A 14193-nucleotide genomic window follows, 5' to 3' on the forward strand; every position below is an offset into this window, starting at 1 on the left:
TTCGGAAGCTGGCTCATCCTATCGGGCTTTCGAAACGTCTGACAATCGGCGCCACGTTATCTTTTGTTAACCGAAAGCCGCCCTCTGTAACGAAGAAATTCCCCTGTGGGAGCGAGCTTGCTCGCGAAAGCGGTGGGTCAGGCAATGAAGATGTCGACTGAAAGGGCCTCTTCGCGAGCAAGCTCGCTCCCACAGGGGTTGGTGGGGGCTTTGGGACCTGAATACATGACCATTCGCCGGGGTGATGCGGCAAAAGTCATCGAGGGGACTTGCACGATCGGTATTATGGTATACCATCAGACGCACAGACACTCTCAATCCCCCAACGGAGCAGCTCATGAGTTTCGAAATTCGCAAGATCGTCAGCTATGTCGAAGAAACCTTCATCGAAGGCGGCAAAGCCACTGACAAGCCAGTGACCATGGTCGGCCTCGCCGTGGTGATGAAAAACCCTTGGGTGGGCAACGGTTTCATCGAAGACCTCAAACCGCAGATCCGCGCCAACTGCTCCGACCTCGGTGCGCTGATGGTCGAGCGTCTGGTCGGCATCATCGGCGGTGCCGAGAAGATCGAGGCCTACGGCAAAGCCGCCGTGGTCGGCGCGGATGGCGAGATCGAACACGCCTCCGCCGTAATCCACACCTTGCGCTTCGGCAACCACTACCGCGAAGCCGTCAACGCCAAGAGCTACCTGAGCTTCACCAACAAGCGCGGCGGCCCGGGCACCTCGATCCAAATCCCGATGATGCACAAGGACGACGAAGGTCAGCGTTCGCACTACATCACTCTGGAAATGCAGATCGAAGACGCGCCGCGTGCCGACGAAATCGTTGTCGTGCTGGGTTGCGCCGACGGTGGTCGTCTGCACCCGCGCATCGGCAACCGCTACATCGATCTGGAAGAACTGGCCGCCGAAAAAGCCCAGTAACCACAATAAAAAGGCATTGCAGGAGCGCTCCATGATTCGGCTCACCGCTGAACTCACCCCGGCTGGCACCAGTTACCTGGCGACCGGCCAAGGCCAGCCCGTGGTTTTGATCCACGGCGTGGGCCTGAACAAAGAAATGTGGGGCGGCCAGATTGTCGGCCTGTCCAGCCAATATCAAGTGATCGCCTACGACATGCTTGGCCATGGCGCCAGCCCGCGACCGGCCAGCGGCACCAACCTGCTCGGGTACGCCGATCAGTTGCTGGAGTTGCTCGATCACCTGAATCTGCCACAGGCAGCGGTGATCGGTTTCTCCATGGGCGGTCTGGTCGCGCGGGCTTTTGCCCTGCATTACCCGCAGCGCCTGCAAAGCCTGGTGGTGTTGAACAGTGTGTTCAACCGCAGCGAAGAACAGCGAGCCGGCGTCATCGCACGTACCGCGCAAGCCGCCGAACATGGCCCGGACGCCAATGCCGAAGCGGCGCTTTCGCGCTGGTTCAGCCGCGAATATCAAGCGGCCAATCCGGCGCAGATCGCCGCATTGCGCCAGACCCTTGCCAATAATGATCCGCAGGGTTACCTGACCACCTACGAATTGTTCGCCACCCAAGACATGTACCGCGTTGACGACCTGGGCAGCATTCAGGCGCCGACGCTGATCGCCACCGGCGAACTCGACCCCGGTTCGACCCCGGAAATGGCCGAGCAACTGGCCCGGCGCATCCCCGGTGCGAAGGTTGCCGTGCTGCCTGAGCAACGGCATATGATGCCGGTAGAGTCGCCGCGTCTGGTCAATCAGACGCTGCTGGAATTTCTGCAATTCGCACACTCCCGACAAAACCATATAAAGGGGATCGTTGCATGACACTCGCACGCTTCCAGATGTGCATCGGCGGAGAATGGGTCGATGCCCTCTCCGGCAAGACTTTCGAAAGCCTCAACCCGGCCACGGCGCAAGCCTGGGCGCAACTGCCTGACGCTGATGAAGCGGACGTCGAACGCGCCGTGCAATCGGCACAGACTGCTTTCGACAGCCCGGCCTGGCGTAGCCTGACCGCCACCGCACGCGGCAAATTGCTGCGTCGTCTCGGCGACCTGATCGCGGAAAACAAGCAACAACTGGCGCAGCTGGAAAGCCGCGACAACGGCAAGCTGATCCGCGAAACCCGTGGCCAGGTCAGCTATCTGCCGGAGTTCTTTCACTACACCGCCGGCCTTGCCGACAAGCTCGAAGGCGGCACGCTGCCGCTGGATAAGCCGGATCTGTTTGCCTACACCGTGCACGAAGCCATGGGCGTAGTCGCCGCGATCATTCCGTGGAACAGCCCGCTGTATCTGACCGCAATCAAACTGGCCCCGGCCCTCGCCGCTGGCAACACGATTGTGATCAAACCGTCCGAGCACGCCTCGGCGACCATTCTTGAGCTGGCGCGTCTGGCCCTCGAAGCCGGGATTCCGCCGGGCGTGGTCAACGTCGTCACCGGTTACGGCCCGAGCACCGGCGCCGCCCTCACCCGCCATCCGCTGATCCGCAAAATCGCTTTCACCGGCGGCGCGGCGACGGCGCGTCATGTGGTGCGCAGCAGCGCCGAGAACTTCGCCAAGCTGTCGCTGGAACTTGGCGGCAAGTCGCCGAACATCATCTTCGCCGACGCCGATCTGGACAGCGCGATCAACGGCGCGATTGCCGGAATCTATGCGGCGTCCGGTCAGAGTTGCGTGTCCGGTTCGCGCTTGTTGGTGCAGGACGAGATCTACGACGAATTCGTCAATCGCCTGGTCGAACGCGCCCAGCGCATTCGCATCGGCAACCCGCAGGAAGACAACAGCGAGATGGGCCCGATGGCCACCGCGCAGCAACTGGCGGTGGTCGAAGGTCTGGTCGCTGATGCCATCGCTGAAGGCGCGCGTTTGCGCACCGGCGGCAAGCGTCCAACGGGTCTCGGCGAAGGCTGGTTCTACGAGCCGACGCTATTCGAGTGCGATCGCAATTCGATGAAGATCATGCAGGAAGAAGTCTTCGGCCCGGTGGCGTCGGTGATCCGCTTTAAAGATGAAGCCGAAGCGCTGGCCATCGCCAACGACTCGCAGTTCGGCCTCGCGGCCGGCATCTGGACCCGCGATCTCGGTCGCGCCCATCGTCTGGCGCGCGATGTGCGTTCGGGGATTATCTGGGTCAACACGTACCGCGCGGTGTCGGCGATGGCGCCGATCGGCGGCTTCAAGAACAGTGGCTATGGACGCGAAAGCGGCATCGATTCGGTGCTGGCCTACACCGAACTGAAAACGGTGTGGATCAACCTTTCCCAGGCGCCAATGCCTGATCCGTTTGTGATGCGCTAGGAGTCCTGCGAAATGATCGAACCCGGCATTTACAAAGACGTCATGAGCTCGTTCCCGTCCGGCGTCACGGTGGTTACCACTGTTGACCCGGAGGGCGGCATTGTCGGCATCACCGCCAGCGCCTTCAGCGCGCTGTCGATTGATCCGGCGCTGGTGCTGTTCTGCCCCAACTATGCTTCCGACACTTACCCGGTGCTGCGCGACAGCAAGAAGTTCGCGATCCATTTGCTGTCGGCTGACCAGACGGCTGAGGCCTATGCGTTTGCCGGTAAAGGCAAGGACAAGGCCGCCGGTATCGAGTGGCATTTGAGCGAGTTGGGCAACCCGATCCTCGCCAAAGCCACCGCAATCATCGAGTGCGAGTTGTGGCGGGAATACGATGGTGGCGATCACGCGATTATTGTTGGCGCGGTGAAGAACCTGATCCTGCCAGCGCAACCGGTGACACCGATGATCTACCACAAGGGCAAGCTTGGGCCCCTGCCGACCCTGGCCTGAGGCGACAATGCGAAACCCTGTGGGAGCGAGCTTGCTCGCGAAGGCGTAGTGTCAGTCGACATCAATGTTGAACGTAGTGACGCTTTCGCGAGCAAGCTCGCTCCCACAAGGGATAGTGGTGACAGGAGGAATGATGAGTAACGAAAAGTACGAAAAAGGCCTGAAGATCCGCACTCAGGTATTGGGTGAAGCCTACGTGCAGCGCTCGATCGACAACGCCGACGACTTCACCCGTCCCCTGCAGGAAATGGTCACCGAATACTGCTGGGGCCATGTCTGGGGCCGCGAGGGCTTGTCGCTCAAGGAACGCAGCATGATCAACCTGGCGATGATCTCGGCGCTTAACCGTCCGCACGAACTCAAGCTGCATGTGCGCGGCGCCTTGCGTAACGGCCTGAGTCGTGAGCAAATACGCGAAATTCTGCTTCAGGTCGGCATTTATTGTGGCGTTCCGGCAGCCGTGGACAGTTTCCGGCTGGCCCGTGAAGCCTTTGCCGAAGCCGACGCCGAAGCCCCAGTTAACCCCTCGGCTGTTTAGATGCCCGTCTGGCATGGACAGCCAACCGAAAGAGCGGACCCCATGAAACGCCAGCCCCTCGACGACAGCTTCAAGGTCAATCGCAACCCCGTTACCCTGCGCGAAATCGTGCTGGATAAACTGCGTAGCGCGATCATGAATTTCCAGCTCATGCCAGGGGATCGTCTGGTCGAGCGCGATCTGTGCGATCGCCTCGGCGTCAGCCGTACCTCCGTTCGCGAGGCCTTGCGTCACCTGGAATCCGAAGGTCTGGTGGAATTCGCCGATGCCAAGGGCCCGCGAGTCGCCATCATCACCTTGGCCGATGCCGTCGATATCTACGAACTGCGTTGCGTGCTCGAAGGTTTGATCGTGCAGTTGTTCACCCTGCGCGCCAAAGCCAAGGACATCAAAGCCCTGGAAAAAGCCCTCGACGACAACCGCAAGGCGTTGAAAGACGGCGAGTTGCAACAGGTGATCGACTCGGTGCAGGGCTTCTATGACGTGCTGCTCGAAGGCTCGGGCAACCATGTCGCGGCCACTCAGTTGCGTCAGTTGCAGGCGCGCATCAGCTACCTGCGCGCGACTTCGGTTTCCCAGGAAAACCGTCGCGGCGCGAGTAATCAGGAAATGGAAAAAATGGTCGCGGCGATCAAAAGCGGCGATCCGCTGGTGGCGCATCAGGCCTGTGTCGATCACGTTCGCGCTGCCGCTGCGGTAGCGCTCGACTACCTCAAGCGCAAACAGGAAGAAACCGGCGCTACGCCACCGATCACCCTGCCCATCGCGCTGAAAGAACCCCGTATAGGTCACTGATATGTTCAGCCCGAGCTTTTGCCCGAAATGCGGTGGCCCTGACCTCGGTCAGCAGGTACCGGCGGGCGATACGCACGAGCGCCTGATGTGTCGCGGCTGCGGCTACATCCACTACGTCAATCCGAAGATCATCGCCGGCTGCATCATCGAGCAGGACGGCAAATACCTCTTGTGCCAACGGGCGATTCCCCCGCGCCCCGGCACCTGGACGCTGCCGGCCGGTTTCATGGAAAGCGGCGAAACCACTGAGCAAGCCGCACTGCGTGAAGTCTGGGAAGAAAGCGGTGTGCGCGCGGAAATCGTCTCGCCGTATTCGATTTTCAGCGTGCCGAAGATCAGCGAGGTGTACATCATCTTCCGCGCGATCGCACTGGAGATTACCGGGCAGTACGGGCCCGAAACCCTGGACTACAAGTTCTTCGCGCCGCAAGACATCCCGTGGGAACAGATCTATTACCCGGCGATCCGGCAGATTCTTGAGCGCTATATCGAAGAGCGTCAGGCTGGGGTGTATGGGATCTATATGGGCAATGATGACAGCGGGAAGATTCACTTTATCCGCTGAAGATTGCCCATCTCCTGTGGGAGCGAGCTTGCTCGCGAAAGCGTCGTGCCAGTCGATACAAATGTTGAATGAATGACCGCTTTCGCGAGCAGGCTCGCTCCCACAGTGTTTTGTGGTGTTGCTTAAATTGGGGCGATGCCTTCGACGATGATGATTTGCGCCCTCGCCCATTCTTCGCGATAACTTTTCGCTTCCTGGTACGCCGCCGAGTGGTAGCACGCCACGGCTTTTTCGTAACTCTCAAACTCGATCACCACGCTGCGTTGCGGCGTCTCGCGCCCTTCCATCGCCTCGCTGCGCCCGCCTCTGGCCAGAAACTTCGCGCCGAATTCGGCGAAAGCCGCCGGCGCGCGCTGGGTGTATTGGCTGTAATGATCGGCATCGGCTATATCCACATGAGCAATCCAGTACGCCTTCATAGTGACCTCTTTGCTGATTTTGTATTATGGTATACCAATATATTTCCAACAAACCCTGAGAGTCCAGCATGGCCTTCAACAGCATCGAAGAAATCATCGAAGATTATCGTCTCGGCAAAATGGTCCTGCTGGTCGATGACGAAGACCGCGAAAACGAAGGCGACCTTCTGCTGGCCGCCGACCGCTGCACGCCTGAGGCGATCAGCTTCATGGCCCGTGAAGCGCGCGGGCTGATTTGCCTGACCCTGACCGACGCACATTGCCAGCGTTTGGGCCTGGAGCAAATGGTGCCGGCCAATGGCAGCGTGTTCAGCACCGCGTTTACCGTGTCGATTGAAGCGGCGGTTGGCGTGACCACCGGTATTTCGGCGGCAGATCGCGCCTGCACCGTGGCCGCGGCCGTCGCACCGAATGCTCGCGCTGAAGACCTGGTGCAGCCGGGCCATATCTTTCCGCTGCGTGCCAAGGAAGGCGGCGTGCTGACCCGCGCCGGGCATACCGAGGCGGGTTGTGATCTGGCCCGTTTGGCCGGTTTTACCCCGGCCTCGGTGATTGTCGAAGTAATGAATGACGACGGCACCATGGCCCGGCGCCCGGATCTGGAAGTGTTTGCGCGCAAGCACGGCATCAAGATCGGCACCATCGCCGACCTGATCCACTATCGCCTCAGCACCGAGCACACCATCGAACGGATTGGCGAACGCGAACTGCCGACGGTGCACGGCACCTTCCGTTTGATCACCTTTGAGGATCGCATCGAGGGCGGTGTGCACATGGCGATGGTCATGGGCGACTTGCGCCGTGAAGAGCCGACGCTGGTGCGGGTGCATGTGATTGATCCGCTGCGCGATCTGGTCGGCGCTGAATACAGCGGGCCGACAAACTGGACGTTGTGGGCAGCGTTGCAACGGGTCGCGGCTGAGGGGCATGGGGTTGTCGTGGTGCTGGCCAATCATGAGTCGTCGCAGGCGTTGCTGGAGCGGGTGCCGCAATTGACCCAGCCGCCACGGCAGTTCAGTCGCTCGCAATCGCGGATTTATTCCGAGGTGGGGACTGGGGCGCAGATTCTGCAGAATCTGGGGGTGGGTAAGTTGCGTCACCTAGGCCCTCCTCTGAAATACGCCGGCCTGACCGGGTATGACCTGGAGGTGGTCGAGAGTATTCCGTTCACTGAATAAAGTTGCCCTCACCCCAGCCCTCCCGAAACGTCGGACCGCCCGTAGGGAGAGGGAGCCGACCGAGGTGTTTGCCCACTTAGACATCGACCTGAAATACCGAGTCGAACTCAGATTTTGAACAGCACAAAGATCGGCTCCCTTTCCAATGCCGAGTCGAGCGCGGTTTTGAACGACATGAAGATCTGCTCCCTTTCCCCCTCTCCCATTGGGAGAGGGCTGGGGTGAGGGGCTGGATCTAAAATTTCTACACATCTCTCAAGTGAAAAACCATCAGCCTCCAGATAACCGGTAAGGCAAAGTGCTTGCACAAAGTTTGGAATACCATAATATGATATTCCATAGACCGGACACTCGAACGAACGTCCGGCTACTGCTCCCGACAGGCGGGCAACAACGCAAGCCCGCTCAAAAACACAACAATGAGGGCGTGAAAATGGTGTTGAACAAAGCTGCAACCGCGATCTTTTTGGCGGGACTGCTCAGCGTCACCGGCCAGGCTGCAATGGCTGCCGACAGCGTGAACTTCGTCAGCTGGGGCGGAAGCACCCAGGATGCGCAGAAACAGGCCTGGGCCGATCCGTTCAGCAAGGCCAGCGGCATCACCGTCGTGCAGGACGGCCCGACCGACTACGGCAAACTCAAAGCCATGGTCGAGAGCGGCAACGTGCAGTGGGACGTGGTCGATGTCGAAGCCGATTTCGCCCTGCGCGCCGCCGCTGAAGGCCTGCTCGAACCCCTCGATTTCAAAGTCATCCAGCGCGACAAGATCGACCCGCGCTTCGTCAGCGATCACGGCGTCGGCTCGTTCTTCTTCTCCTTCGTCCTCGGCTACAACGAGGGCAAACTCGGCGCCAACAAGCCGCAGGACTGGAGCGCCCTGTTCGACACCAAAACCTACCCCGGCAAACGCGCCCTCTATAAATGGCCTAGCCCTGGCGTACTCGAACTGGCGCTGCTGGCCGACGGCGTACCTGCCGACAAGCTCTACCCGCTGGACCTCGATCGCGCCTTCAAGAAACTCGACACCATCAAGAAAGACATCGTCTGGTGGGGCGGCGGCGCGCAGTCGCAGCAACTGCTGGCGTCCGGTGAAGCGAGCATGGGCCAGTTCTGGAACGGTCGCATTCATGCCCTGCAAGAAGACGGCGCCCCGGTCGGCGTGAGCTGGAAACAGAACCTGGTCATGGCCGACATTCTGGTGATTCCAAAAGGCTCGAAAAACAAGGACGCGGCGATGAAGTTTCTGGCCAGCGCCAGCAGCGCCAAAGGCCAGGCCGACTTCTCCAACCTGACCGCCTACGCCCCGGTCAACCTCGACAGTGTGGAGCGTCTGGATTCGACGCTGGCCCCCAACCTGCCGACTGCCTACGCTAAGGATCAGATCACTCTTGATTTCGCGTACTGGGCCAAAAACGGCCAGGCCATCGCGACACGGTGGAACGAATGGCTGGTCAAATGAAAATGGCGGCCACCGCGTCCCGTCCCTCCACTGCCACCGGGAGCGCCGCCAGCGCTGCCGGTTCGGCCCACGGAAACCAGGCGGTTGCGATGCAGCAAGCCCCGTCCCTCAGACAACGCTGGCGCGGCGCCGGCAACCTTGCGCCGGCGCTGCTGTTCATCGGCCTGTTCTTTCTCGCGCCGTTGATTGGCCTGCTGTTGCGCGGCGTGCTCGAACCTGTGCCTGGCCTTGGCAACTATGAACAACTGTTCGCCAACTCGGCGTATGCCCGGGTGCTGCTCAACACCTTTTCGGTGGCCGGGCTGGTGACGCTGTTCAGCCTGCTGCTGGGCTTTCCATTGGCTTGGGCGATCACTCTGGTGCCGCGCGGCTGGGGGCGCTGGATCCTCAACATCGTGCTGCTGTCGATGTGGACCAGCCTGCTCGCCCGCACCTATTCGTGGCTTGTGTTGCTGCAAGCGTCCGGCGTGATCAACAAGGCGCTGATGGCGATGGGCATCATCGATCAGCCGCTGGAGATGGTGCACAACCTCACCGGCGTAGTGATCGGCATGAGCTACATCATGATCCCGTTCATCGTGCTGCCGTTGCAGGCGACCATGCAGGCCATCGACCCGATGATCCTGCAGGCCGGCTCGATTTGCGGCGCCAGCCCGTGGACCAACTTCTTCCGGGTGTTCCTGCCGCTGTGCCGGCCGGGTCTGGCCTCCGGCGGCTTGATGGTGTTCGTCATGTCGCTCGGTTACTACGTGACCCCGGCGCTGCTTGGCGGGGCGCAGAACATGATGCTGCCGGAGTTCATCATTCAGCAGGTGCAATCGTTCCTCAACTGGGGCCTGGCCAGTGCCGGCGCCGCGTTGCTGATCGCGATCACTTTGGTGCTGTTCTACTTCTACCTGAAGCTTCAGCCGGAATCCCCGGTTGGCGCCAGTAACGCGAGGTAAGCCGACATGCTCCTGACCCCCAATGCGATGAGCCGGCGCATGCGCTTCGGCTTGTATGCAACCACCGGGCTGATCGGTCTGTTCCTGCTGTTGCCGATCGTGTTCATCGTGCTGCTATCGTTCGGCTCATCCCAGTGGCTGGTGTTTCCACCGCCGGGCTGGACGTTGAAATGGTACGGCCAGTTCTTCTCCAACCCCGACTGGATGAACGCCGCAGCCGCCAGCCTCAAGGTCGCCGTGCTGACCACGATCTGCGCCGTGGCCCTCGGTTTGCCGACTGCGTTTGCGCTGGTGCGCGGACGTTTTCCGGGCCGGGAAATGCTCTACGGTCTGTTCACCCTGCCAATGATCGTGCCGCTGGTGATCATCGCCGTGGCGGTGTACGCGCTGTTCCTCAAGCTCGGCTACACCGGGACGATGTTCGCGTTTGTCGTCAGCCATGTGATCGTCGCGCTGCCGTTCACCATCATCTCGATCATCAACTCGCTGAAACTGTTCGACCAGTCGATTGAAGACGCGGCGGTGATCTGCGGCGCGTCACGCCTGCAAGCGGTGTTCAAGGTAACGTTCCCGGCGATCCGTCCGGGCATGGTCGCCGGCGCCCTCTTCGCCTTCCTCGTTTCGTGGGACGAAGTGGTGCTCAGCGTGATGATGGCCAGCCCGACCCTGCAAACCCTTCCCGTGAAAATGTGGACCACCCTGCGCCAGGACCTGACGCCAGTGATCGCCGTCGCTTCGACGCTGCTGATCGGTTTGTCTGTTTTGGTCATGGTCATCGCCGCCGCGCTGCGCCGGCGCAACGAAATCAGCGCCTGAGCGCCCAGGAGTACGACATGAGTGCCGTGATCAAAGACGCTTCCCAGCAGAATGACAAACCCCTGGTCAGCCTGCGCAATCTGAACAAGCACTACGGCGACTTTGCCGCCGTCGACAATATCTCGCTCGACATCAAGGACGGCGAGTTCCTGACCTTCCTCGGCTCCAGCGGCTCGGGCAAAAGTACCACGCTGTCGATGCTCGCCGGGTTTGAAACGCCGAGCAGTGGCGAGATCCTCGTCAACGGTCAGTCGCTGGTCAATGTGCCGCCGCACAAGCGCGACATCGGCATGGTGTTCCAGCGTTATTCGCTGTTCCCGCATTTGTCGGTGCGCGACAACATTGCCTTCCCTTTGGCGATCCGCAAACTAGCGGCCGCCGAACGTGAAAAGCGCGTCGATGCGATGTTGAAACTGGTGCAGCTTGAGCAATTCGCCCATCGCCGCCCTTCGCAACTGTCTGGCGGCCAGCAGCAACGTGTCGCCATTGCCCGCGCGTTGGTCTACGAGCCGCGAATTTTGTTGATGGATGAACCGCTCGGTGCACTGGATAAAAAGCTGCGCGAGGATTTGCAGGATGAATTGCGCCAACTGCATCGGCGCTTGGGCATCACCATTGTTTACGTGACCCACGACCAGGAAGAAGCCATGCGCTTGTCGCAACGCATCGCGATTTTCAGTCACGGCAAGATTGTTGGTCTGGGTAGCGGTTATGACCTTTATCAGAATCCGCCGAATGCGTTTGTCGCGTCGTTCCTCGGCAACTCGAACTTCCTCAAACTCAAGGCGCAAGGCAATGCGGCGGCTGCGTTTGAAGGGCAGTCATTGTCGATTCGCCTGACCGCTGGGTTGCACACCGATCAGGATGTTTTGCTGATGGTGCGGCCGGAAAAGGCACTGGCGTTGAGCGTGGCACAGGCGATCAGTGAACCGTTGCCGTCGGGCTGGAATGAGGTATCAGCGAAGGTTGTGGAAGTGTTGTTTCTGGGTGAGAGCCAGACGTGCAGCGTGGTCACTTCGGGCGGGACTTCGATGACGGTGAAAGCACTGTCGGCGGCGGGCATGCCGCTCCAGGCCGGGGATCCGGTTCAAGTGCGCTGGGCTACGGCTGATGCTTGTGTGTATACCGAATGGACTGAAAGCGACCTGAACAAAGCGGCCGGCTCCCACTGAAATCCCCTGCGGCAGCTCCTACAGGAATGCATTCCGAATGTGGGAGCGAGCTTGCTCGCGAAGGGGCCGTGTCAGTCACCAGCAATGTTGAATGACACACCGCATTCGCGAGCAAGCTCGCTCCCACAGGGTCTGCCGTCATTTCAAGAATGTCCCCCTCAGGGCCACCCCGGCGTCGGGCTGCGGTGGCTCTTTTTTTGGTCTCAAGGCGCGACCGTCACATCGCCCTGCCCACTCTCGGCCAGCGCTGCAGCGACAACCCCCTCAGCCTTCTTGCGCTCGACAAACGCTCGCACATACTCCGCGCCTGCCTCTCGCCCACGGGGCACCGCCATGGCCTGGCGAATCGCCGTGAACGCGCCGTCCAGCACGCGGTAACGCGCGTCGGCATCCGCGACTTTCTGCAATGGCTGACGGACACCGGCGGCGGCATCCAGGTGTTGCTCGATAAACAGGTCAACGGCACCCGCCGAGGTTTCGGCACGCTCCAATTGTGCGTGCTGCAGCGTGCGACTGAGGAACAGGTCGTAGGCTGCGCCTTTGCCAACGGCCAGTCGCAATCCTGGCTGATCGAGGTCCTCGACGTTGCGATACGGGGCCTGCGCCTCGACCAGATAAGTCCCTTCAATGATCACGTACGGCTCGCTGAACGCAATCTGCGCCTCACGTACCGGCTCGATGGCGAGGAATGCCAGGTTCCACACGCCCTCCTCCAGCGCCGCGAAAACCTTGCCCGCCGCATCATACGTGCGCATCTCCAATTCGACACCCAGTTCGGCAGCCAGCGCGATCGCCAAAGCCACCGAAACACCTTGCGGCGCACCATCCGCCCTGCGCTGCGCCAGCACCGGGTTACCGAAGTTGATCGCGGCATGCAGCACGCCGTCGGGCGCGAGATCGGCCATCACGGCCGGGGTGATTGCACTCATGGTGTTGCTCCCTGATTGGATAAGAAATCAGTGTGTGTGTCGTGACTGACAACTGTCGAGGACACAACATCCAGCGGGTAAGCCTTATGTCGGTGCCTGACAGGCACTCAAGTGTTCTAGCGCCCGACGCGTCACCGCATCGATGTAAGCCGCGTCACCATAGACCCGCGCCAGCAGAATCGCCCCCTCGTAATCCGCCACCCATTGTCGAGCGGTCAGCAAGGCTTGTCCCTCATCGACCTCGCCTTCCAGCAAATGCGCAAACGCCTTGGCCCATGCATCGAAAAAGCCGCGAATCGGCTCCAGCAATTCACTTTTACCGTACGCCGCATCGACCGCCACCACGCCCATCAGGCAACCAATCGAGTCATCCTGAAACAGCCGCGCCGCCTTGCGGCCCATTTTGCTCAGGCGTTCTTGTGGCGTGAGTTTTTCGTCGAAGGCCACGGCAAACAGGGTCTGGTTGATGACCTGATGCGTCCAGTCGAGCACGTCACGCAGCAAGGCCTCCTTGTTCGGATAGTGGTGATAGAACGAAGCCTTGGTAAAGCCGCAAGCGGACGCAAGCACGTCCATGGTGGTGCCATGATAGCCAAGGCGCTTGAAGGTATTGGCGCACCGCAGAAGCAGCTCTTCACGGGGGATTTTCAACGGTCGCACGAGTATTTCCTGATCCGGATAACTGGCGGTGATTCTATGACATAAGCCTGCCCTTCTCAATTTGACGGTTACCAACTGTTCGTTTAGTTTCTATTTACCGAACGGATGGTCAGTAACTGGCCGCCGACAAAAAATCAGGGAGAGCAGAGATGAACGAAGCCAACAGTGGCCCCGGCCGAGTCACCCGCGAACAACGCGGTCAGTTGTTTTTGATCGGTCTGGATCGCGCCGGCAAACGCAACGCATTCGACAGTGCAATGCTGACGGACCTGGCATTGGCCATCGGCGAGTATGAGCGCAATGACGAACTGCGCTGCGCCGTGCTGTTCGCCCATGGCGAGCACTTCACTGCGGGTCTGGACTTGATGGAACTGACGCCAAAACTGGTGTCAGGCGCCTTCAAGTATCCTGAAGAAGGCATCGACCCATGGGGCGTTTCCAAACCACGCAGGCGTAAACCGGTGGTGGTTGCCATTGAAGGCATTTGCTGGACGGCAGGCATCGAATTGATGCTCAACGCCGACATCAGCATTGCCGCCACCAATGCCCGTTTCGCTCATCTGGAAGTGCTGCGCGGAATCTCACCCGCCGGCGGTTCCACCGTGCGCTTCACCCGTGCAGCGGGCTGGACCGCCGCCATGCGCTACATGCTCACCGGTGAAGAGTTCAATGCCACTGCCGCCCTGCACATGCGCCTGCTGACCGAAGTAGTCGAGCCCGGTCAGACACTGCCTCGCGCCATCGAGTACGCCGAGCGCATCGCCAAAGCTGCACCGCTGGCGATTCAGGCGACATTGCAATCGGCGTTTCTGGCGCAGGACCAGGGAGACGATGCGGCATTGTCGAAGCTTGATGAACAACTGCTGGCCCTGATCAAAACCGAGGATGTCCGCGAGGGCGTCATGGCGATGATGCAGAAGCGCGAACCGCAGTTCAAAGGCCGCTGAAG

The 14193-nt window shown here is 60.4% G+C and carries 16 protein-coding genes; 13 read left to right on the forward strand and 3 right to left on the reverse strand.

The window, feature by feature from the left end:
* The first annotated feature begins 337 nt into the window (after positions 1-337).
* The 7 genes from A8O26_RS22065 (at position 338) to A8O26_RS22095 (ending at position 5667) form a co-directional block, all read left to right on the forward strand.
* Positions 338-928, forward strand: coding sequence for an amino acid synthesis family protein (locus A8O26_RS22065; RefSeq protein ID WP_064119855.1), 591 nt, complete (start codon positions 338-340; stop codon positions 926-928).
* Between the two features lie 31 nt (positions 929-959).
* Positions 960-1793, forward strand: coding sequence for an alpha/beta fold hydrolase (locus A8O26_RS22070; RefSeq protein ID WP_064119856.1), 834 nt, complete (start codon positions 960-962; stop codon positions 1791-1793).
* Entirely contained in the window at positions 1790-3271 is a 1482-nt protein-coding gene (locus A8O26_RS22075) for an aldehyde dehydrogenase (protein ID WP_064119857.1), read from the forward strand. Before A8O26_RS22070 ends, A8O26_RS22075 begins: the two co-directional genes overlap by 4 nt.
* 12 nt (positions 3272-3283) lie before the next feature.
* Positions 3284-3769, forward strand: coding sequence for a flavin reductase family protein (locus A8O26_RS22080; RefSeq protein ID WP_064119858.1), 486 nt, complete (start codon positions 3284-3286; stop codon positions 3767-3769).
* 133 nt (positions 3770-3902) lie between these two features.
* Positions 3903-4307 (forward strand): carboxymuconolactone decarboxylase family protein, encoded by a 405-nt coding sequence (locus A8O26_RS22085; RefSeq protein ID WP_053121180.1) that lies wholly within the window; start codon positions 3903-3905, stop codon positions 4305-4307.
* Between the two features lie 42 nt (positions 4308-4349).
* The gene (locus A8O26_RS22090; RefSeq protein ID WP_064119859.1) at positions 4350-5102 is read left to right on the forward strand and encodes a GntR family transcriptional regulator; all 753 of its coding nucleotides are present in this window, start codon (positions 4350-4352) and stop codon (positions 5100-5102) included.
* A gap of 1 nt (position 5103) precedes the next feature.
* Positions 5104-5667 carry an NUDIX hydrolase gene (locus A8O26_RS22095; protein ID WP_064119860.1) on the forward strand — a complete coding sequence of 188 codons (564 nt, stop codon included), beginning with the start codon at positions 5104-5106 and terminating at the stop codon, positions 5665-5667.
* 122 nt (positions 5668-5789) lie between these two features.
* Here A8O26_RS22095 and A8O26_RS22100 read toward each other — a convergent pair whose 3' ends face one another.
* Positions 5790-6086 carry a DUF1330 domain-containing protein gene (locus A8O26_RS22100; RefSeq protein ID WP_064119861.1) on the reverse strand — a complete coding sequence of 99 codons (297 nt, stop codon included), beginning with the start codon at positions 6084-6086 and terminating at the stop codon, positions 5790-5792.
* 68 nt (positions 6087-6154) lie between these two features.
* On the opposite strand from A8O26_RS22100, the gene ribBA reads away from it, so the two are divergent.
* The 5 genes from ribBA to A8O26_RS22125 all read left to right on the forward strand — a co-directional run bounded on the left by ribBA (position 6155) and on the right by A8O26_RS22125 (position 11655).
* Positions 6155-7264, forward strand: coding sequence for a bifunctional 3,4-dihydroxy-2-butanone-4-phosphate synthase/GTP cyclohydrolase II (gene ribBA, locus A8O26_RS22105; protein ID WP_064119862.1), 1110 nt, complete (start codon positions 6155-6157; stop codon positions 7262-7264).
* 433 nt (positions 7265-7697) lie between these two features.
* Positions 7698-8723 carry an ABC transporter substrate-binding protein gene (locus A8O26_RS22110; protein ID WP_064119863.1) on the forward strand — a complete coding sequence of 342 codons (1026 nt, stop codon included), beginning with the start codon at positions 7698-7700 and terminating at the stop codon, positions 8721-8723.
* A complete protein-coding gene (locus A8O26_RS22115; protein WP_064119864.1) occupies positions 8720-9667 on the forward strand; it encodes an ABC transporter permease in 948 nt (315 codons plus the stop codon). Before A8O26_RS22110 ends, A8O26_RS22115 begins: the two co-directional genes overlap by 4 nt.
* 6 nt (positions 9668-9673) lie before the next feature.
* Entirely contained in the window at positions 9674-10483 is an 810-nt protein-coding gene (locus A8O26_RS22120; RefSeq protein ID WP_007918021.1) for an ABC transporter permease, read from the forward strand.
* 17 nt (positions 10484-10500) lie between these two features.
* Positions 10501-11655, forward strand: coding sequence for an ABC transporter ATP-binding protein (locus A8O26_RS22125; protein WP_064119865.1), 1155 nt, complete (start codon positions 10501-10503; stop codon positions 11653-11655).
* Between the two features lie 203 nt (positions 11656-11858).
* On the opposite strand, the gene A8O26_RS22130 is transcribed toward A8O26_RS22125, so the two are convergent.
* Together A8O26_RS22130 and A8O26_RS22135 are read right to left on the reverse strand one after the other, a co-directional pair.
* On the reverse strand, positions 11859-12584 hold the full coding sequence (locus A8O26_RS22130) for a transporter substrate-binding domain-containing protein (RefSeq protein WP_064119866.1): 726 nt from the start codon (positions 12582-12584) through the stop codon (positions 11859-11861).
* An 84-nt stretch (positions 12585-12668) separates the two neighbouring features.
* Complete coding sequence (locus A8O26_RS22135; RefSeq protein ID WP_038368069.1) at positions 12669-13244, reverse strand: TetR/AcrR family transcriptional regulator; 576 nt, start codon at positions 13242-13244, stop codon at positions 12669-12671.
* A gap of 149 nt (positions 13245-13393) precedes the next feature.
* Here A8O26_RS22135 and A8O26_RS22140 point away from each other — a divergent pair, with 149 nt between their 5' ends.
* On the forward strand, positions 13394-14191 hold the full coding sequence (locus A8O26_RS22140; protein ID WP_064119867.1) for a crotonase/enoyl-CoA hydratase family protein: 798 nt from the start codon (positions 13394-13396) through the stop codon (positions 14189-14191).
* The last annotated feature ends 2 nt before the right edge of the window (positions 14192-14193 follow it).

The sequence above is a fragment of the Pseudomonas fluorescens genome, from assembly GCF_001648775.1.
Classification (GTDB): Bacteria; Pseudomonadota; Gammaproteobacteria; order Pseudomonadales; family Pseudomonadaceae; genus Aquipseudomonas; species Aquipseudomonas fluorescens_M.